Origin of the sequence: Pseudomonas cedrina subsp. cedrina, assembly GCF_001983175.1 — a bacterium.
GTDB classification, from domain to species: domain Bacteria; phylum Pseudomonadota; class Gammaproteobacteria; order Pseudomonadales; family Pseudomonadaceae; genus Aquipseudomonas; species Aquipseudomonas cedrina.
Map to the genome: position 1 here is coordinate 217,656 of NZ_MNPW01000005.1, position 19,408 is coordinate 237,063.

19 protein-coding genes and 1 tRNA gene are annotated in these 19,408 nt (G+C 60.0%); 11 read left to right on the forward strand and 9 right to left on the reverse strand.

The window, feature by feature from the left end; translation table 11 throughout:
* Positions 1 to 3: 3 nt before the first annotated feature.
* The gene (locus BLL36_RS12010; protein ID WP_076951642.1) at positions 4 to 1,596 is read left to right on the forward strand and encodes an ArnT family glycosyltransferase; all 1,593 of its coding nucleotides are present in this window, start codon (positions 4 to 6) and stop codon (positions 1,594 to 1,596) included.
* Between the two features lie 51 nt (positions 1,597 to 1,647).
* Here BLL36_RS12010 and BLL36_RS12015 read toward each other — a convergent pair whose 3' ends face one another.
* Positions 1,648 to 2,808 carry a Fic family protein gene (locus tag BLL36_RS12015; RefSeq protein ID WP_076951643.1) on the reverse strand — a complete coding sequence of 387 codons (1,161 nt, stop codon included), beginning with the start codon at positions 2,806 to 2,808 and terminating at the stop codon, positions 1,648 to 1,650.
* Between the two features lie 296 nt (positions 2,809 to 3,104).
* On the opposite strand from BLL36_RS12015, the gene BLL36_RS12020 reads away from it, so the two are divergent.
* Entirely contained in the window at positions 3,105 to 3,662 is a 558-nt protein-coding gene (locus tag BLL36_RS12020) for a hypothetical protein (RefSeq protein ID WP_076951644.1), read from the forward strand.
* A gap of 149 nt (positions 3,663 to 3,811) precedes the next feature.
* Here BLL36_RS12020 and BLL36_RS12025 read toward each other — a convergent pair.
* The 4 genes from BLL36_RS12025 to BLL36_RS12040 all read right to left on the reverse strand — a co-directional run bounded on the left by BLL36_RS12025 (position 3,812) and on the right by BLL36_RS12040 (position 7,534).
* A tRNA-Phe gene (locus BLL36_RS12025) sits at positions 3,812 to 3,887 on the reverse strand.
* 103 nt (positions 3,888 to 3,990) lie between these two features.
* Entirely contained in the window at positions 3,991 to 4,263 is a 273-nt protein-coding gene (locus BLL36_RS12030) for an oxidative damage protection protein (protein WP_076951645.1), read from the reverse strand.
* On the reverse strand, positions 4,260 to 5,327 hold the full coding sequence (gene mutY, locus BLL36_RS12035; protein WP_076951646.1) for an A/G-specific adenine glycosylase: 1,068 nt from the start codon (positions 5,325 to 5,327) through the stop codon (positions 4,260 to 4,262). The genes BLL36_RS12030 and mutY overlap by 4 nt, the downstream gene beginning before the upstream one ends.
* A complete protein-coding gene (locus BLL36_RS12040) occupies positions 5,324 to 7,534 on the reverse strand; it encodes an AsmA family protein (protein ID WP_076951647.1) in 2,211 nt (736 codons plus the stop codon). Before BLL36_RS12040 ends, mutY begins: the two co-directional genes overlap by 4 nt.
* On the opposite strand from BLL36_RS12040, the gene BLL36_RS12045 reads away from it, so the two are divergent.
* The 8 genes from BLL36_RS12045 (at position 7,533) to BLL36_RS12080 (ending at position 13,864) form a co-directional block, all read left to right on the forward strand.
* On the forward strand, positions 7,533 to 7,826 hold the full coding sequence (locus BLL36_RS12045) for a hypothetical protein (RefSeq protein ID WP_076951648.1): 294 nt from the start codon (positions 7,533 to 7,535) through the stop codon (positions 7,824 to 7,826). The two genes, BLL36_RS12040 and BLL36_RS12045, sit on opposite strands and share 2 nt — an antisense overlap.
* A gap of 32 nt (positions 7,827 to 7,858) precedes the next feature.
* Complete coding sequence (locus BLL36_RS12050) at positions 7,859 to 9,520, forward strand: OFA family MFS transporter (protein WP_076951649.1); 1,662 nt, start codon at positions 7,859 to 7,861, stop codon at positions 9,518 to 9,520.
* Positions 9,521 to 9,997: 477 nt separating this feature from the next.
* The gene (hisB, locus tag BLL36_RS12055) at positions 9,998 to 10,591 is read left to right on the forward strand and encodes an imidazoleglycerol-phosphate dehydratase HisB (protein ID WP_003237513.1); all 594 of its coding nucleotides are present in this window, start codon (positions 9,998 to 10,000) and stop codon (positions 10,589 to 10,591) included.
* Positions 10,591 to 11,229, forward strand: a complete 639-nt coding sequence (gene hisH / locus BLL36_RS12060; RefSeq protein ID WP_076951650.1) for an imidazole glycerol phosphate synthase subunit HisH — start codon at positions 10,591 to 10,593, stop codon at positions 11,227 to 11,229. Before hisB ends, hisH begins: the two co-directional genes overlap by 1 nt.
* Positions 11,229 to 11,486: a DUF2164 domain-containing protein gene (locus BLL36_RS12065; protein WP_076951651.1), complete on the forward strand. Its 258-nt coding sequence runs from the start codon at positions 11,229 to 11,231 to the stop codon at positions 11,484 to 11,486. Before hisH ends, BLL36_RS12065 begins: the two co-directional genes overlap by 1 nt.
* 39 nt (positions 11,487 to 11,525) lie before the next feature.
* Positions 11,526 to 12,263: a 1-(5-phosphoribosyl)-5-[(5-phosphoribosylamino)methylideneamino]imidazole-4-carboxamide isomerase gene (gene hisA / locus BLL36_RS12070; RefSeq protein ID WP_065885760.1), complete on the forward strand. Its 738-nt coding sequence runs from the start codon at positions 11,526 to 11,528 to the stop codon at positions 12,261 to 12,263.
* A 9-nt stretch (positions 12,264 to 12,272) separates the two neighbouring features.
* Positions 12,273 to 13,043 (forward strand): imidazole glycerol phosphate synthase subunit HisF, encoded by a 771-nt coding sequence (gene hisF, locus BLL36_RS12075; protein ID WP_003171107.1) that lies wholly within the window; start codon positions 12,273 to 12,275, stop codon positions 13,041 to 13,043.
* Between the two features lie 65 nt (positions 13,044 to 13,108).
* A complete protein-coding gene (locus BLL36_RS12080) occupies positions 13,109 to 13,864 on the forward strand; it encodes a substrate-binding periplasmic protein (protein ID WP_076951652.1) in 756 nt (251 codons plus the stop codon).
* Here BLL36_RS12080 and BLL36_RS12085 read toward each other — a convergent pair.
* The 4 genes from BLL36_RS12085 to BLL36_RS12100 all read right to left on the reverse strand — a co-directional run bounded on the left by BLL36_RS12085 (position 13,817) and on the right by BLL36_RS12100 (position 18,614).
* Positions 13,817 to 15,109, reverse strand: a complete 1,293-nt coding sequence (locus BLL36_RS12085) for a Vps62-related protein (RefSeq protein WP_076951653.1) — start codon at positions 15,107 to 15,109, stop codon at positions 13,817 to 13,819. The genes BLL36_RS12080 and BLL36_RS12085 overlap by 48 nt on opposite strands.
* Before the next feature lie 63 nt (positions 15,110 to 15,172).
* Positions 15,173 to 15,958, reverse strand: a complete 786-nt coding sequence (locus tag BLL36_RS12090) for a divergent polysaccharide deacetylase family protein (RefSeq protein ID WP_076951654.1) — start codon at positions 15,956 to 15,958, stop codon at positions 15,173 to 15,175.
* Between the two features lies 1 nt (position 15,959).
* A complete protein-coding gene (locus tag BLL36_RS12095; RefSeq protein ID WP_076951655.1) occupies positions 15,960 to 17,288 on the reverse strand; it encodes a S41 family peptidase in 1,329 nt (442 codons plus the stop codon).
* A gap of 30 nt (positions 17,289 to 17,318) precedes the next feature.
* The gene (locus BLL36_RS12100; RefSeq protein ID WP_076951656.1) at positions 17,319 to 18,614 is read right to left on the reverse strand and encodes a murein hydrolase activator EnvC family protein; all 1,296 of its coding nucleotides are present in this window, start codon (positions 18,612 to 18,614) and stop codon (positions 17,319 to 17,321) included.
* 243 nt (positions 18,615 to 18,857) lie between these two features.
* On the opposite strand from BLL36_RS12100, the gene BLL36_RS12105 reads away from it, so the two are divergent.
* Positions 18,858 to 19,370 (forward strand): PBECR2 nuclease fold domain-containing protein, encoded by a 513-nt coding sequence (locus BLL36_RS12105; RefSeq protein ID WP_076951657.1) that lies wholly within the window; start codon positions 18,858 to 18,860, stop codon positions 19,368 to 19,370.
* Positions 19,371 to 19,408: the final 38 nt, after the last annotated feature.

Consider the following 19,408-nt stretch of genomic DNA (forward strand, 5'->3'; position numbering starts at 1 on the left):
CCGATGGATCACCGCAACCGTTTTCGCCTGGAATCCCTAGGGATTTTCCTGTTTGCCCTGTTGCTGTTCACATTGGGGATATGGAATCAGCAGCCCGAAGGGTTTGACGGGCGCTGGGCGCTGTTCCTGCAAGAAATGTTTCGCCACGGTGCGAGCTTTTTTCCTACCACTTACGGCCAGCCCTATGCCGACTATCCGGGCGCCGCAACGTTTCTCAGCTATGTATTTGCCCGGCTGTTCGGCGCCCCCAACCACCTGGCGAATGTGCTGCCCACCGCCTTGGCCTCCGCCGGGGTTGTTGCCCTGATCTATCGCTTGCTGGTTCCCGCAAATCGCCAGTGGGCGTTGCTCACCGTGCTGCTGACCTTGCTGACCACTCAACTGCTGGAAAAATCTCGCTCGGTGTGCCTGGACCAGATGGTGGCGTTGCTCTGTGTGGGCAGTTTTTACCTGCTGCACAGTGGCAGGCGCTTGAAGCGGCTTGCGGTGTTCCCGTTGTTCGTCCTGGGCTTTGCGATACGCGGGCCATTGGGGCTGATCGAGGTCTGCGGGGTAGTGTGCGTTTATTGGGCGCTGGGCAAGCCTGGAGAGCGGGTCAAGCAAGTGTTGACTCACGGCATCATCGGTCTGGTGTTGCTGGCGGCCTGCTGGTGGCTGCTGGTGAAACTGGCGCGTATCAGTGGGGGTGATGCATTCGCCGATGAGGTGTTCAAGATGCAGGTAGGCGGGCGCCTCGATGAAACCGGCGAGCCGTTCTATTTCTACTTCCAGTTGAGTTTGTACCGCTACTTTCCCGTGGTGCCCTTGGCGCTGGCCACGATGGTTGCGCTTCGTCATCGCTGGCCCGAGCGGTTCGAGGGCGATGTGCAATTGCTGGCGCGCCTCGGTGCCTGCGGCTTGATGATTTTTCTCGGGCTGTCGGTGCCGCACTTCAAGCGCGCCTACTACATCCTGCCGATGGTGCCGATGTTTGCGGCTGTCGCGGCCTATGGGCTGCTTCAGGCGCAAGGCAGGTTCGCGGGCGTGCGCCGTTGCTACGAAATGCTTGTCGCTGCGCTGCCGGCGTTGTGTGCGGTTGCACTGCTGGTCAGTCGGCACGGTTGGCAGAAGCACGGTTACTGGCCTGACGTTTCGCTGCCGCTGCTGATGGGCGTGCTGCTGGTGCTGCAAGTGGCTGCGCTGATCGCCTGGCGTCAGGCGGCGCGGTTGGTATGGCTCAGCCTGATCGCCTTGTTGGCGCAATGGTTACTGCTGGTGACGGTTGTGGAGCCGGCCAAGGATCTGCAATTCGATACCCGGCAGTTTGTCGGCCAGGTAGAAGCACTGCGTTGCGCCACGCCTGGGCCGTTGGTGTTTGTCGACTTGGGCCGGGATACCTGGGCGGTGCGCTACATGATGAACCTGGATCATGATGAGCAGCCGGTGTTTGTCGGCACTGCAGAGGTTGAGCGTTTGAATTCGTTGCCGCGCCCGTCGTGGGTCATTGTGGCGCGCAAGGATGGGGAATTGCTGAGGGGGACACCTCTTGAGCAACTGACTCCACGCTTTGAGGGGCGGTTGAACGACAATCCATTGAGGGTGTTTTTGCTGAACTGATCGAGCGCTCTCGACATGGAGTCAGGGCGGTATGCCAGTCGGACGTTCTCGTCATAGGTAGGGCTTATCCAGTTGCTCAGGGATAAAGCCCTCGTCGCGCAGTGACTTGATCACGCCTCTGATCAGGTAGTTGTTTGAGAATCCAATCGTGTATTGCCGCGCACCTGTACTGATGGGAAGCAGCATGCCTTGATCGACCAGTTTTTTGATCTGGTAGGTTCTCTGTGGTGCGGACAGCTTTGGCAGGACGTCGGCGATATCGCTTGATTTGACTACTTTCAGGTGAATAACCGTCGTCAGGATTTTCTCTTCCAAGGGTGTTATCCATTCGCGCTCTCTCGCCAATGAAACGGTCGGGACGAGGATATGCCTAGTCAAGTAATCGTAGTCGGTAAGCCGGCTTACTTTCTCCAGTTCATCCCTGATACCTGCAAGGACATACGTGCACCAGGCTTCAAGGCCTTCTTTGGTGCCCGTATCAGCAGTGGAAAGCATTGCGTAATATTTTTCACGATCGATGCAAAACACTGCCGTGGGGTTGAGTACCCGGCCTCCTGTACTGACATTGAAACCGTATTTCATCAGCAGGGCATAGGTTAGAAGGCGTACGACACGACCGTTGCCGTTGCCGAATGGATGGATCCAACCGAATCGATGATGGGCCAGGGCGACCTTCATCAAATCATATTTAGGCGCATCTTGTTTGTTCACAAAGGCGACCAGCTCCTGCATGTAGGCCGGTACCATCACTGCATCAGGCGGCAGGTGGACTGACTGCGCAATACGCACGCCCGACTCGCGATAAGCCCCTGGGGTGCGGTCACCCTCGCGTTGAAGGCCTTGAACGGTGATTGAGTGAAGCTCTCGAATGGCAAATTCGGTGAGGTCCTCGCCTGGTTGTACGATGCTTTCAACGTAGTCCATGGCTTTTTCGATATTCGCGATTTCTCGCAACTGATCAGACCCCTCTGCTGTTCCGTCAACCTTGCTTTCGATGTAGTCGGCAAGCGTTGTATGGTTGCCTTCAATGCGAGCGGAGCCCAGGCTTTCCAGTGTATGAAAAAGCTCTTTTAGCTGGAGGAAAACAGCTGGCGGCGTATCGCCACCTAGCTGAAGGCGGCGCAGGTGTTCCAGTTCGCTCAGGATATCAACCAGGCCCGAGTCGAATGAGGGGTTCAAAAGCTCCAGATCGTGGTGAAAAAACTCGGCCATGTCGAAAAATATCTCTAAGCGATTTTTTGATTATCTCAAATAGAGGGTGCTCTGATGCCCGTAAATCGGGCATTGAGGGACTATTCAGGGCCTACACTATCTCAAAATAGCCGTTCAGATAAGTCAAAAGCATCTCAAATGGAACTGCATTCAGTCTTAAGGAGGGGGCGCCGTATGGGCAATCTGCTTTGCGTACTGCCACTTCACCTTCGATCCCGATAAAGAAAGTATTCAGTGAGACGTTGGGCTACTGTCAGTTGCGCAAAATACGCTGACGCACTTTTTCAAGGATTGAAATGAAAGCCACATTGCTAATCTTATCCGCCTTCGTCCTGCTCTACGGCTGCGCCACGCCGCTAACCTCCAACATGTCCAGCCCGTCAATTGCCGAGACCAAAACGGTGGTGTTCGGCGCCAAGACGTTCGTCCTGAAATTCCAAAAGCCGGGCTTGTGGGAGTATTTCCCGGCAGAGGAAAGCATGGATGCCTGGAATGAAATGGTGGACTTTACCGTCGTGCCTTCCGAGATGAACCGCTTCAAGCCCCTCGACGTCGCCAAACGCGCCATTCAGCTTCATCAACAGGAAAACCCGAACATGCCGGCGGTCCTGCTGACCGACAATAGAACCGGGATCGATTACGCGATGATGTTTTATCCCAAGTCACTGCGCAAAGACGGGCAATTCTCGGAGATCAGCTATTTCAAGTACTACAAGGATGGCGCCACCGGCCAGGCCATCATCTTTCACTTCGCCAGGAATATTCCCAAGCCGAGCAACCCCTCTGACAGCGCAGCAGAGATAGGCCAGGAGATACCGCCGCTGATGGAAGCATTCCCGCTTTACCGGCCGTAATGTCGCTGAGCGGACAGCGCGGCGAATCGTTGCGAGTCGCCTGCATGAGGCTTCGAAGCGAACCTTCATGCACCCTTCATCATTCGGTTTGGAGGTCCAGAAACGAAAAAACCCCTGAGACCTTTCGGAATCAGGGGTTTCGGTATTAGTGGTGCCCAGAGACGGAATCGAACCGCCGACACGGGGATTTTCAATCCCCTGCTCTACCGACTGAGCTATCTGGGCAACGGGGCGCATTAAACGGGTTTTTCAGGGGGTCGTCAAGCAAGTTTTCAAAAAATATTTAATTATTACCGTCGCTTACGTGCCGACCCTGGTTTTTGCTCAATTATTGAGCAGGCGGCACGTAGCCGTCGGCCTTGGCGTAATCTTCGCCGGAAAAGAACTTGTCCATCTCGCCCTGCAGGTATTTGCGATCTTCGGCATTCATCATATTCAGGCGTTTTTCGTTGATCAGCAGGGTCTGGTGTTTTTGCCAGTCGCCCCACGCCTTGGCGGAAACATTGTCGTAAATGTCCTGGCCCTTGGCACCCGGAAACGGCGCTTTTTCCAATCCGGACAGTTCTTCTTTGTACTTGCGGCACATTACGGTGCGGGTCATGACGACACTCCTGCATTCAATACGTCGGCCGCGCGCTTGAGCAGTTTCTTGACCGGGGCGGCAAGGCCCAGGCGCGGCGGGGTGGCGAGGTTATACCAGAGCCAGTCGGCCTCGGCCACGTGATGGGCCGATTCCTCGACCTGGACCAGCCAGGGTTCGATGGCCAACTGAAAGTGGCTGAAAGTGTGGATCAGCCCCGGCAGTTCCTGTTGCTTGCCCAGTGCCAGCGCGTGCTGGTGGGCCAAGTGTTCGAGGTCTGTCAGGTCGTCCAGTTCCGGCAAGCTCCACAGGCCGCCCCACAGGCCCGTCGAGGGGCGGCGATAAAGCAGAATCGCGCCTTCGGCATTGGCCAGCAGCGGCATCAGCGTGCGCTTCTGTGGGATGGTCTTGCGTGGCTTGGGGATCGGGTAGCGCGTTTCCAGGCCGAGCATGTGGGCTTCGCAGCCTTTTTCCAGCGGGCACAGCAGGCAGCTGGGTTTGCTGCGGGTGCAGAGGGTGGCGCCCATGTCCATCATTGCCTGGGTGTAGGCGTTGACCCGATCGTGCGGCGTGAAGCGTTCCGCGGTGGCCCACAGCTGCTTGGCCACCTTGGGTTCGCCCGGGTAGCCCTCCTGCGCGGTGAAGCGTGCCAGCACGCGTTTGACGTTGCCGTCGAGGATCGGCGCGCGCAGGCCCATGCTCAGGCTGGCGATCGCACCGGCGGTGGACAGGCCTATGCCGGGCAGCTCGGTGAGCTTCTCGACATCCTTGGGAAACTCGCCGCCGTACTCGGCCACGATAATTCTGGCGGTCTTTTGCAGGTTGCGCGCCCGGGTGTAGTAACCCAGGCCGGTCCACAAGTGCAGCACTTCATCTTCCGGCGCGGCGGCCAGGGCTTCGACCGTCGGCAGCGAGGCCATGAACCGGTCGAAGTAATTGAGCACGGTACTCACCTGGGTCTGTTGCAACATGATCTCCGAGACCCACACTCGGTAAGGCGTGATGCCCTGTTGCCAGGGCAGGTCATGGCGGCCGTGGCGGTCGTACCAGGTGAGCACCGCCTCTGAAAATTGCTCGTTTCTCATCGGTTGAACAGGCCTTTGAGTGCGTCTTTGAGCTTCGGATTGACCTTGTCGAGCTTCTCTTCCAGCTTCTCGTTGAGGCGGTTGCCCGCCGCCTTGATCGCGACCTGGCCCAAGCCATCCTTGTCCAGGCGGCACGCCTTGGCGCCCAGTTCCAGCGGGCCACGGCAGCGTAGCGGCACTTCGATGCCCTGGAAATTGGAGCCTACTTCACAGGCCGGGTCCGGCACTTCGCGCTGATCGCCTTCGACGATGATGCCGACGCGATAATCCATGCCCAGTACACGCAAGTCGATGTCGCCGTTGCCGTTGACCGCCAGGCCCGGAATGCGCACTTTCAGATCCGGGTTGTTGGCCACGCCGTTACGGAAGGTCAGGTTGCCCTTGAGTTCCTGGAAGGGGGTGTCCTTGCCCCGTGGTTCGCTGGCCAGGGTCTTGCGGTTGAGCAGGGCGATGCCGGTGCACAGTTGCTGTTCAAGGTTGGCGTTGAGCAACACACCGTTATTGATCACGAAACTGGCGGTGCCGTTGAGGCTGTCGATCAGGGCTTTCTGGCTATTGCCGCGGCCGGTGAGGTTGCTGTCCAGGGTGACCTGGCCTTTCACCGGAGGGTTCTGCCCCTGGGCTTGCAGGATGCGTTCGATCGGCACTTGCTTGATCCGGCTTTGCAGCGCCAGCAGCGGAATGTCCTGGCGCACATCAAGGCTGCCGTTGGCCTGGAATGTGCCGTTGTAGAGGCCGCCACTGAGGGTTTCGAGCTTGAGCTGGCCGTCGATGCCGGAAGCCTTGAGCGCGGCATTCTGGATCGGCAGTTGGCTCAGGGTCAGTTGGCCGAACGCAAGGTCGGCGTCCACATCCAGCGTGCGCAGGCGGGTCAATGGCAACAGTTTGTCGGTGCTCCAGGCGCCTTTGGTCGGCGTCTCCGGCAGCGGTGTGGTGCCGCCGGCAGCCATGGCCCCGGCTTCGCCGTTCTGCACTTCAGCCTGGCGCGCGGCGGTCGCGCCTTTGGCGGATTCAGACTTGGCCGGCAGGTAATTGTCGGCGTTGAAGGTATCGCCCTTGAGCTGAACGCGCAGCGATTGCTTGGCGAAATCGTCGACGGCCACGCGACCGGTGAAGGTGCTGCCGTCGAGTTTCAGGTTCAGGTCTTCCAGCGCCACGCTGCTCGGTGTGCCCTTGAGACGGCTGACCAGTTCGACCTTGCTCAGGCTGCCCTCGGCCATAGGCGGCAACGGGTGGCCGACACTGTCGAGGAACTTGGCCAGGTCAAACTGGGCGATGGACAGGGCGCCGCTCAGTTGCGGTGTCTTGTCCAGGTCGTTGACCTTCAGTTCGCCCAAGGCGCGCAACTGATTGGCCGACAGCTTCATGTTGGTCCATTCGGCGATGTTGGCCGCCTGGTCGACCAGCAGTTGGCCCTGGGTCGAAAAGGTCACGGTCTTGCCTTGCAGCGGCTCGCCAGTGGCTTCGCCGGTGACTTTGAGGTCTTCAAGCTGGTAGCGCTTGAGCGCACGCTGGATGCGCAGGTTGCCGTTGAGCTCGGTCTTGACCCGCATCACCGGCTGGTTGCTGCCGAAGAAAGCGGTGAGTTTCACCGGAATGCTCGCGCCTTCGTGCACGGCGCCGGCGCTGAGCTGGATGCTCTCGGCGCTGAACTGCTTGCCGGTCTGCTCATCGTTGTATTCGATGCGGGCGTTGTTGACCGTCAGGCTGTCGATGTCCAGGCGGATCGGCTGGGTCGGCTTCTCCGGTTTGGCCTCGGGCGCAGGTGTAGACGGGGCAGGGGTGTCGGCGCCAGCCACCGGGGCGTTCTTGCCGATGTCTTCCCAGTTGCCATGGCCTTGCTTGTCGCGGTTGAGGCGCAGGTTCAGACCCTCGACACGCACATCGCTCATCTGCACTTCGCGGCGCAGCAGCGGCAGCACGCGCACCGACAGGCCGAGCATCTGCAAGTCAGCAAAAGGTTGAGTCGGGTTGGTCAGGGTTGCCACGCTGGCTTCGTGCAGTTCAAGGCCGAGCCAGGGGAACAGGCTCCAGCCGATATCGCCATTGAGTGTCAGCTCGATGTGGGCCTTGTCGCGGGCAATCTGGCGAATCTCGTCTTTATAGTCGTTGGGATCGAAGAGATGGGTCAGGGCAAAGCCTAGAGCCACAATGATCAGCAACAGCCCGAGGAGTACCAGACCCAGGATTTTGCCGAACGCTTTCATGGGCGAGTCCTTGTATGTCGATTTGAAAATTCAGCCGCAGAGTATAACGCCCGACGGCCTGCGTCAGTTCACCGATCGTTACATTGTATCCGCGGGCAGCGGAACGGGATTCTGGCGCCAGAAAAACAAAAATCGCAAAAAGATGATGTCATTTTGGTTTTTCTGGCACTCACTGATGCTAATCTTCGCCCCGTTCGTTCGCCTTCTGCGACGTATCGTCGCGCGTAAATGGAGCTTCACTCAACAAAAACGGCCACGCTTTGCGTGCAAGGCCGAGGGAGAGAGCGCCTGACGGACACATACTAACAACTGGGGGAAACACCAATGAGCACTAGCACTGCGGCAGCTTCAACTGCTGCGAAGCCTGCGTTCCTGTCCAAGGAACGCATTATCGCCAAGCCCGGCTTCAACCGCTGGCTGGTTCCACCGGCCGCCCTGGCGATCCATCTGTGCATCGGCATGGCCTACGGGTTCTCGGTGTTCTGGCTGCCGCTGTCCAAGGCGCTGGGTATCACCAAACCGGTTGCCTGCGCACCGGACATGAGTTTTATCGCCCAAGTCTTCTCGTCCCAATGTGACTGGCCCATCTCCATGCTGGGCTGGATCTACACCCTGTTCTTCATCTTCCTGGGCTGCTCGGCAGCGATCTGGGGCGGCTGGCTGGAACATGCCGGGCCACGCAAGGCCGGCGTTGTATCGGCCCTGTGCTGGTGTGGCGGCCTGCTGATCTCGTCGCTGGGTATCTATACCCACCAGATCTGGCTGATGTGGATCGGCTCCGGGGTCATCGGCGGTATCGGCCTGGGCCTGGGTTATATCTCGCCCGTGTCGACCCTGATCAAATGGTTCCCGGACAAGCGCGGCATGGCCACCGGCATGGCGATCATGGGCTTCGGCGGCGGCGCGATGGTAGGTGCACCCCTTGCCGCGGCACTGATGGGCCACTTTGCGTCGCCGACCAGTGTTGGCGTCTGGCAGAGCTTCCTGGTGATGGCCGCGATCTACTTCGTGTTCATGATCGGCGGCGCGCTGTCCTATCGCGTTCCGCCGACCGGCTGGAAACCTGAGGGCTGGACCGCGCCGGCGAAAAAAGCCAGCAATGCGATGATCACCCACCGTCACGTGCATGTGAACGTGGCGTGGAAAACCCCGCAGTTCCGCCTGGTGTGGCTGGTGCTGTGCCTGAACGTATCCGCCGGCATCGGCATCCTCGGCATGGCTTCGCCACTGCTGCAGGAAGTGTTCGGCGGCAAGCTGTTGGGCGTGGACGTGCCGTTCGGCCAACTGGACGCGGGGCAATTGGCGTCCATTGCGGCCATTGCGGCAGGTTTCACCGGTCTGTTGAGCTTGTTCAACATCGGTGGCCGGTTCTTCTGGGCATCGTTCTCCGACTACCTGGGCCGTAAAAACACCTACTTCGTGTTCTTCGCCCTGGGCTTTGCCCTGTACGCGCTGATCCCGAACCTGGGCCACCTGGGTAACGTAGCGCTGTTCGTGGCGGCGTTCTGCATCATCCTGTCGATGTACGGCGGCGGGTTTGCGACCGTTCCGGCCTACCTGGCGGATCTGTTCGGTACGCAGATGGTCGGCGCGATCCACGGTCGCCTGCTGACGGCCTGGGCTGCCGCAGGCGTATTGGGCCCGGTGCTGGTGAACTACCTGCGTGAGTATCAGCTGAGCATCGGCGTTGAACGCGCCGCAGCTTACGACATCACGTTGTACATCCTCGCCGGTTTGCTCGTGCTGGGTTTCATCTGCAACCTGCTGGTTCGCCCAGTGGCCGACAAGTACTTCATGACCGACGCGGAACTTGCCGCCGAACAGGCGCTGGGCCATGACAAAGGTGCGGATGCCACCACTTCCCTGGAGTGGAAAGCAGCCTCCGGCACCGTGCCGCTGGCGATCGCAGCGTGGCTGGTGGTGGGTATTCCGCTGGCGTGGGGTGTGTGGGTGACCCTGCAGAAGACGGCGGTGCTGTTCCACTAAACACCGCAAGACGCTTGTGGGCCCGCTTCCTGTGGGAGCTGGCTTGCCTGCGATGCACATAGGTATCCACACAGCTTTCAAAGGCTGACAAATCTCCCTGTAGTGAGCGGGCTTGTCCCGCGCTGGGCTGCGAAGCGGCCCCAAACCAGGCGGATTGGGTTTGTCTGAAACTGCGCGGTGTCTCTATTGGGGCGGCTTCGCCACCCAGCGCGGGACAAGCCCGCTCACTACAAAAATGTGTAGATACCTATGCTGCGATGCAGGCACCTCGGTCATTCAGACACACCGAGGTGATGCCATCGCGGGCAAGCCCGGCTCCCACAGGGACCGGCTCCCATGCCCTGTAAGCTGGCGTTGGCTTGTATGCACATGTCTATCCCCGACACTCCATCAGTCTTATCCCCTCCGATGTTTCTGTTTAGCGCCCGCGCCCCTATAATGGCTGCCTTTTTCGCCCAATGATTTGCGGAGCTGGTGATGGTCGAACGTATGGCGTCCGTCGAGCGCGACACTCTGGAAACCCAGATCAAAGCCTCGATCAACCTGGATGGCACCGGAAAGGCCCGATTCGATATCGGTGTACCTTTTCTTGAGCACATGCTGGACCAGATCGCCCGTCACGGGCTGATCGACCTGGATATCGTCAGCAAGGGCGACCTGCATATCGACGACCACCACACGGTGGAAGACGTAGGTATCACCCTCGGCCAGGCATTTGCCAAGGCCATCGGCGACAAAAAAGGCATCCGTCGCTACGGCCATGCCTATGTCCCGCTGGACGAAGCGCTGTCGCGCGTAGTCATCGACTTCTCCGGCCGCCCTGGCCTGCAGATGCACGTGCCCTACACCCGCGCCACGGTGGGCGGCTTCGATGTCGACCTGTTCCAGGAATTCTTCCAGGGTTTCGTCAACCACGCCCTGGTCAGCCTGCACATCGACAACCTGCGCGGCACCAACACCCACCACCAGATCGAAACCGTGTTCAAGGCATTCGGCCGCGCGCTGCGCATGGCCGTCGAGCTGGATGACCGCATGGCCGGGCAAATGCCGTCGACCAAAGGCGTCCTGTAATGCAGACGGTCGCGGTTATCGATTACGGCATGGGTAACCTGCACTCGGTGGCCAAGGCCCTCGAGCACGTAGGTGCCGGCAAGGTGCTGATCACCAGCGATGCCAACGTGATTCGCGAAGCCGACCGGGTCGTGTTTCCCGGCGTGGGCGCGATTCGCGATTGCATGGCCGAGATCCGCCGCCTGGGCTTTGACAGCCTGGTGCGCGAAGTCAGCCAGGACCGCCCGTTCCTCGGCATCTGTGTGGGCATGCAAGCTTTGCTCGACAGCAGTGAAGAGAACGACGGCGTTGACTGCATCGGCCTGTTTCCGGGCCAGGTGAAGTTCTTCGGCAAGGACCTGCATGAAGACGGCGCTCACTTGAAGGTCCCGCATATGGGCTGGAACGAAGTGCGCCAGTGCGTGGATCACCCGCTGTGGCACGAAGTGCCGGACATGGCGCGTTTCTATTTTGTGCACAGCTACTACATCGCCGCAGGTTTACCGGAGCAGGTGGTGGGGGGCGGTCACTACGGCGTCGACTTCGCCGCGGCATTGGCCGACGGTTCGCGGTTTGCGGTGCAGTTTCACCCGGAGAAGAGCCATACCCATGGCCTGCAATTGCTGCAGAACTTCGCCGCGTGGGACGGTCGTTGGTAATGGCCAAGAAGCCGAAGCCGCCGATCTTGAACCTCACGCCCGACCAGGAACGTGAGGCCACCCACAAGATCAAGCTGTTCATGGAAGACCGCTTCGAGCTCAAGTTGGGCTCGTTCGAGGTCGCCGAGATTCTCGAGCTGTTCACCAACGAAGTGGCGCCGCACTATTACAACAGGGCGATTTTCGATACGCAGACGCTCCTCAAAGAAAGGTTCGAAAGCATCGAAAGCGACTTGTGGTCGCTTGAGAAACCCTGATTTCCCAAGCATTGCTGAATATCGAATAAGGTTTGCCAGATGCTGATTATCCCCGCTATCGATCTCAAGGACGGCGCCTGCGTCCGTCTGCGCCAAGGCCGCATGGAAGATTCCACCGTTTTTTCCGATGACCCGGTGAGCATGGCTGCCAAATGGGTGGAAGGAGGCTGCCGTCGTCTGCATCTGGTGGACCTGAACGGCGCCTTCGAAGGCCAGCCGGTCAACGGCGAAGTGGTGACCGCCATCGCCAGGCGCTACCCGAACCTGCCGATCCAGATCGGCGGCGGTATCCGTTCCCTGGAAACCATCGAGCACTACGTCAAAGCGGGTGTGAGCTACGTGATCATCGGCACCAAGGCGGTAAAAGACCCGGCGTTCGTTGCCGAAGCCTGCCGCGCCTTCCCAGGCAAAGTGATCGTCGGCCTGGATGCCAAGGACGGCTTCGTCGCCACCGACGGCTGGGCCGAAATCAGCACCGTGCAAGTGATCGACCTGGCCAAGCAGTTCGAAGCCGACGGCGTGTCCGCCATCGTTTATACCGACATCGCCAAAGACGGCATGATGCAGGGCTGCAACGTACCGTTCACCGCCGCGCTGGCCGCTGCGACGAAGATTCCGGTGATCGCTTCCGGCGGCATTCACAACCTGGGCGACATCAAGTCGCTGCTGGACGCCAAGGCCCCCGGCATCATCGGCGCCATCACCGGCCGCGCGATCTACGAAGGTACCCTGGATGTCGCCGAAGCCCAGGCTTACTGCGATGCCTACAACGGCTGAGGACTGACCATGGCGCTGGCCAAACGCATCATCCCTTGCCTGGACGTCGACAACGGTCGCGTGGTCAAGGGCGTCAAGTTCGAGAACATCCGTGACGCCGGCGACCCGGTGGAAATCGCCCGTCGCTACGATGAGCAGGGTGCCGACGAAATCACCTTTCTCGACATCACCGCCAGCGTCGACGGCCGCGACACCACCTTGCATACCGTCGAACGCATGGCCAGCCAGGTGTTCATCCCGCTGACCGTGGGCGGTGGCGTGCGCACCGTGCAAGACATACGCAACCTGCTCAACGCCGGCGCGGACAAGGTCTCGATCAACACGGCGGCGGTGTTCAATCCGGAGTTCGTCGGCGAAGCCGCGCAGCACTTCGGCTCGCAATGCATCGTGGTCGCCATCGACGCCAAGAAAGTCTCCGGCCCCGGCGAAACCCCGCGCTGGGAGATCTTCACCCACGGCGGTCGCAAGCCGACGGGCCTGGACGCGGTGGAGTGGGCGATGAAGATGGAAGGCCTGGGCGCCGGTGAAATCCTGCTGACCAGCATGGACCAGGACGGCATGAAAAACGGCTTCGACCTGGGCGTAACCCGTGCCATCAGTGATGCGCTGGGCATTCCGGTGATTGCATCCGGCGGTGTCGGCAACCTGCAGCACTTGGCCGACGGCGTGATCGAAGGCCACGCCAGTGCGGTGCTGGCGGCGAGTATTTTTCACTTCGGCGAATACACCGTTCCCGAGGCCAAGGCGTACATGGCGGCGCGCGGTATCGTTGTGCGCTGAAGGGGCTGGACAGCATGGCAAGTGCGCGGCACTCTCTGCGCTTGCCATGGATTCCGGTAACTTTCATGTTCAAGCACCTGCTGCTCGCCCTCGCCAGTACGTCCGTCCTTCTGGCTGGCCCAAGTCACGCCGATGAGCCATCCGGTGGCTCCCTGGTGCTGCTGACCGAGAATTTCCCGCCCTACAACATGGCGAAAAACGGCAAGAACTTCGCCAAGGACGAGAACATCGAAGGCATTGCCGCAGACATCGTGCGCGAGGCCTTCAAGCGTGCGGGTATTTCCTACAACCTGACCCTGCGTTTCCCTTGGGAGCGAATCTACAAACTCGCCTTGGAAAAGCCTGGCTACGGTGTGTTCGTGATGGCCCGCCTGCCGGACCGCGAAGCGCTGTTCAAATGGGTCGGCCCCCTGGGCCCGGATGACTGGGTGCTGCTGGCCAAGGCCGACAGCAAGATCCAACTGGCCGACCTTGAGCACGCTCGCCGCTACAAAGTCGGCGCCTACAAGGGCGATGCCATTGCCGAGACCCTGGAGAAACAGGGGCTCAACCCGATTGTTGCGCTGCGCGACCAGGACAACGCGCAAAAGCTGGTGGATGGGCAGATAGACCTGTGGGCCACGGGTGATCCGGCGGGCCGTTACCTGGCCCGCCAGGTCGGGGTGACCCAACTCAAGACTGTGTTGCGCTTTAACAGCGCCCAGCTTTATCTGGCGCTGAACAAAGAAGTGCCGGATGACGTGGTGGCCAGGCTGCAAGCGGCCCTCGATCAGTTACGGAGTGAGGGTGTCGTCGATCAAATCATGGCCCGTTACCTCTAGATCCGGCTGCGCTTGCGGGGTTTCTACCGTTGGGATTGCCTCATCCGGCAGCGGCTCGATGTCGGGTGACTCGCTCATATAAACGTGATCGCCATTGGTGTAGCTGACGGTCGTTGAAACCTGGCTGCCATCCTGACGCAGCAGGCAGTATTCACTGTGCAACAGGTAAGCCGCGACGGCCTTCCTCGGCGGCACATAAGTGATGATTTCCAGGGGCGAGGAATGACTCCAGCCTTTCGCGGAGCGTTGGGTATGGGTGAAATCACGATCCAGCTGCGCCGAAAAATTCAACTCAAACGCCTGTGGATGCGCAGACCACTCTTTGCTCAAGTCGACGCTGGTGTTGAATGCCAACGCCCTGGCATTCCCGCCCAGTTCGCCCTTGGCAGCCGTCCACATGAACGGCTGAGGGGTCGCCCCGGTGTTGTGTCCGAAGCCGCCGAGGCGGTGCCGGTCCGTGCGTTCGAGTCGATAGGTGGGCGAGGACTGAAGCTGTTCGACGGCGCTCAGTTCCGGGTCTTTTACACAAAACCACGGCAGCTCGCAGACTTGCAGCGTGGCGCTGCTTTCATCAGCGGGTGGGCTTTCATACCCGCTGAGCGCGGGAGGTGGCGGCAAGTCGCTCAACTGCGCGGTCAACGCCAGGCGCAGCGAGTAGGTCTCGATACCTGGCTTGGCATAAGTGTCATGGCCCAGAAAGGTACCGGGCGCCAGGTAAGCTTCACCGGCGGGCGCATCGGGAGGAGTGACCGACCAGATGCTTAAATCGTTGGCGCAGCCGCTGCCTTTATCGTTCCAGATCAGCTCGCCCACTCGCGCCGTCACGACCAGGTCTTCTCGCACACAGCGCACGGCATGGCGCGAGGGTTTGTCGTAGCCGACGCCACACACCAGCCCCATCGTGACGTAGCCCTGCGGGGCAAGCGGGCGCCAGATGGAAAAGTTGGCATGCGCTCCAGTCCCTTCATCGTGCCACACCAGATGATAGTCAACGGGCGGACGCAGCGCCGTGCCGTCGACCTTGTTCGCGTCGCTCACGACGGCGACGATCCTGCCTTGATTGATATTGCGATAGTGACCGACCGCAATATCACCCAAGGCGTAAAACGGGCTCAGTACATCCGACGTTGTGCTCGGCCGCCAGAAGCCGACGGCCTTGTGCGCGTTGGATCCCTTGTCGTTCCACAGCGGCAGGAACTCGCTGGTAAAGCTGATGAGCAGGTCGTTGAATTGCAGAGGTTTCATGGAAATCGCTCCAGTTGATTGGAGCATCAACTGTCGAGCAGTGAGCGCGTGGGCGGGCTGTATCTATCTATGCGCAGGAAGGTAGGTGCCGTTTTTGCCGTGACCCGCCATCGCCTGGTTGCTGCGCACACTGATCATCAACCTGATATCGATCCACTCCACGCCCTGGGCCTTGAGTTTGGGCAACTCGCGCTCCAGGACCGCAAGGGTTTGCGGGTAAGGGTGGCCGATCATCACCGCCGAGCCCTGTTTGTGGGCCAGCTTGATTGCGGTTTGCAGTTGGGTGGTGATCGCCGCTTCGGTGCGTTCGTCATCCAGGAATACATCCCGCGAAACATGGGCCAGACCAATCTTCTGTGCCTCTGCCGCCGCGACGGTTTGCGCGCTGGTGCGGCTGTCGACAAAGAACTTGTTGCGTCGTTGCAGCTCGCTCATCAACCAGGCCATGGCTTGTGGTTGCGCGGTCATGCGGCTGCCCATGTGGTTGTTGATGCCGGCGGTGAAGGGCACGGCCTGGAATGCAGCGTCCAGGCGCTTGCCGAGTTCTTCGATGGGAAGCTCGGGGTGCCAGGCGAACGGGCCGGTGGCCGGGTCCATGGGCATGTGCAGGATCACGATCTTGCCGGCCTTGTGCGCCTCGCGGGCAAATTCGGCGGCGTGGGGCGTGTCGGGCATGATTGCCGCGGTCACCGGCCCCGGCAGGGCCAGCACGCGACGATCCCGGGGCAGGTTTTGCCCGAGGTCGTCGATAATCAGGGTCAGGTAGGCTTTGTGCGGCGCTTCGGCCGTCGTCGCATGGGCGACGCCGGCCAGGCTGCACAGCAAGGCGATGATCAGGGCCGCGCGCATATCAACGGCTGCGCGTGATGCTCAGGCCCTTGAGCAGGCTCAGCGCCTGGGCCAATTGGTAGTCATCGTCCTGTGGCATCGGCTTGGCTTTTTTGCCGCTGCCGGTCGGTTGATCGGCGCCGCCGTTGCCATTGCCCAGATGACCTTGCAGGTCCGCCTCCTTGTAGTACTCGCTGTCGATCTCGTTGGTGATCTTGGCCTTGCGCACCTCGATGTCCGGCACGATGCCCTGGGCCTGGATCGAGCGGCCGTTCGGCGTGTAGTACAAGGCCGTGGTGATCTTCAGCGCACGCTCGTTGTTCAGCGGCAGCACGGTTTGCACCGAGCCTTTGCCGAAGCTGGTGGTGCCCATCAGTACACCGCGTTTCTGGTCTTGCAGGGCGCCGGCAACGATCTCCGAAGCCGAGGCACTGCCGCCGTTGATCAGCACCGCCAGCGGCACGTTCTCGCTCAGGTCGTTGCCGGTGGCCGAGAAGCGCAGCTCGGAGTTGGCGATGCGGCCTTTGGTGTAGACAATCAGGCCCTTGGTGATGAAGTGGTCGACCACTTCCACCGCCGACTGCAGCACGCCGCCTGGGTTGTTACGCAGGTCGAGCACGATGCCGTTGAGCTTCTTGCCGTTGTCTTTGCGCAGCTTGGCGAGGGCCTTGGCCACTTCGTCGCCGGTCTTGACCTGGAACTGGGTGATGCGGATGTAACCGTAGCCCGCCTCCAGCAACTGGCTCTTCACGCTCTTGACCACGATGGTCGCGCGGGTCAGCGTCACGTCGAACGGGTTGCCGCCGTCGCGCACCAGGGTCAGGGTGATCTTTTGGCCGATCTTGCCGCGCATCTTGTCGACGGCTTCGGTCATGGTCTGGCCACGGGTCGGCTGGCCGTTGATCTTGACGATAAAGTCACCGGCCTGGATGCCGGCCTTGGACGCCGGCGTGTCGTCGATCGGCGACACCACCTTGATGTTGCCGTCTTCGGCGCCGACTTCGATGCCCAGGCCACCGAATTCACCGCTGGTGCTTTCCTGCAGCTCGGCGAAATCTTCCGGGCCCAGGTAGGCGGAGTGCGGGTCGAGGTTGCTGAGCATGCCCTTGATGGCATTTTCCAGCAGGGTCTTGTCGTCTACGGGTTCGACATAGGCTGCCTTGATCCGGTCCATGACCTCGGCAAAGGTGCGCAGCTCGTCCAGCGGCAACGGCGCCCTAGTGGTCGCGGCAGAGGTCGCGGCCGTGGCGGCGGGTGCGGACGGTGCGGCCTGATCGGCGAAAGCCAGGGGCGCGCCGATCACCAGGGCGATCGTCAGGGCCAGCGAAGTGAGGCGGGACAAATGCAGCATGTCGAACGAACTCCTAATGTAGATGCGATCCTATCCTTGGGAACGGCACCATTGTGCGGGATCGCTCGGGCGACCCTGCTGACGAATAGCGAAGTACAGCGCCGGAGTTTCCTGGCCACCACTGTTACCGACAGTGGAGATGGACTCACCGGCTTTTACAACATCACCTGCCGACTTGAGTAATGTCTGATTGTGGCCATAAAGGCTCAAATAGCCATTACCGTGGTCGAGAATTACCAACAAACCGGCGCCGCGCAGCCAATCGGCAAACACCACACGGCCACCATGCACGGCGTGGACCGCGCTGCCGGCCGAGGCGCTGATCATCACCCCATCCCATTTCGCGCGGGTGTCGTCGCCACGGGTTTCACCAAAGCGTGCCAGTAATCGACCATCAACCGGCCATGGAAGTTTGCCGCGTGCTGAAGCAAAAGGACCGCCGAACGACTCACCGGCACTTGAAACCAGTGGGCCAGGGGCTGCATGCGCCGGTTTGCGCGGTGCCGGGGCGTCCGAGGTGGCTGCCAGCTCGGCCTCACGCTGGCGCTTTTTTTCGGCTTCCTGCTGGGCGATCAGCGCTTTCTGCCGCGCTTCCTCCGCCTCGCGTGCCTGGCGCGCCAGGGTTTCCTCGATGGTCTTGAGTACTTTGGCCAGGTCGGCCTGGTCCTGCTCGCGGGCCTGCAGCTTGGCATCGCGGGCCTTTACGTCGTCATTGAGCTTGGCCAGGGCCAGCTGGCGCTCCTTGCGCACTTTGTCCAATTCGTTGCGCTGGGTGTCGAGGGCGCTCTTCTGGTCTTGCAACTGCGACTGCTGGTTGGCGATTTCCTGCTCGACGTTGACCAACTGGCGCAGCGTCTCGTTGAAGCTTTTGAGTTGCTCCAGGCGAGCTTTGCTCAGGTAGTCGTAGTAGGTCAGGGTACGTGCGAATTTCTCGGGGTTCTGCTGGTTGAGCAGCAGCTTGAGGTATTCCTGGCGGCCGTTCTGGTAGGCGGCACGGGCCTGGATCGCGATCAAGCGTTGCTGTTCAACGCGTGCGCTCTGGAGTTTTTTTTTCTCAGCGTCGAGTCGCTCCAGTTCCGACTCGCTCTTCTTTAGTTCTTTTTGCAGCTCCTGGACCTGCTTCTCCAGCTTGCCCATTTCGGTTTCCGTGCCGCGCAGGTCTTTCTGCACCCCGGACTTTTCTTCCTGGAGCTTGCCGAGCAGCTTTTTCAGCTCGGTAATGTCCTGACGCGTAGCGTCCAACTGTTGTTGGGTTTGTGCACGCTCATCGGCAAACGCCGGTTGGAGCAGGCAGACAAGAGCAAGGGTAATCAAGGCGCGAAGCATAGAGGCGGGCGACACCAGGGAAAGGGACGGTCTAGTATGCCCGGCCCACGCTGCAAAAAAAACGCCTCAAAGCCAACTGCTTTGAGGCGTTCGTCATAAAAAGCTGTTTATGGCGATTTAATCGAGCGGTTTAGTGGTTAAACCGTCATCGAAGAAACGCTTTGAAATGCTCCGCTTGAACGGGTTGTTGCGTCCGGGAATAGACTCTCGGGCCCACTGGTCAGGTAGTTGGCACCACCGGCAATGTCCCGTATTCATGAGTTGAAAGGCCAGCAAACATGGTTGGATTATGGTTTGCCCGATCTGCGTAGCCTCGACCGGGCTCTTCGCTCCTCTGCGCTTGAGGAAATGGCTGCGGGTGAGGGAATTACCGATGCACTGCAAATTTTGGCTTCGAACCTGGGGCTCACCGATGCGGCCTGCTCTCAGGTTCATATTACTTCTCCATTGGGAGATATTTTGATCCAGCGGTCATCTCTACGGCATATCGTTGAAAAACGGCAGGATGCCAGAGAGCGATATGTAAGATTTGCTGTGGATACGTTGACAGGGCCTTTGGAAATTTGGCGCGTTGCGTACAGCAATGGATCGGCTCGGCTGGCGTTCATCGGCGCCTATGAAACCAAGCGACAAATGCTGGTGGTCGTGAATATCCAGGCAGGCAGTGTGTTATGGAATTTCATGCAGACCGATGCGAAGGCATTGAACAAGCACCGTCATGGCGAGCTGCTCTACAAGCGCTATCAGCTTTTATAACGGCCAAAGAAAAGGGCAGTTCTCTCGAACTGCCCTAA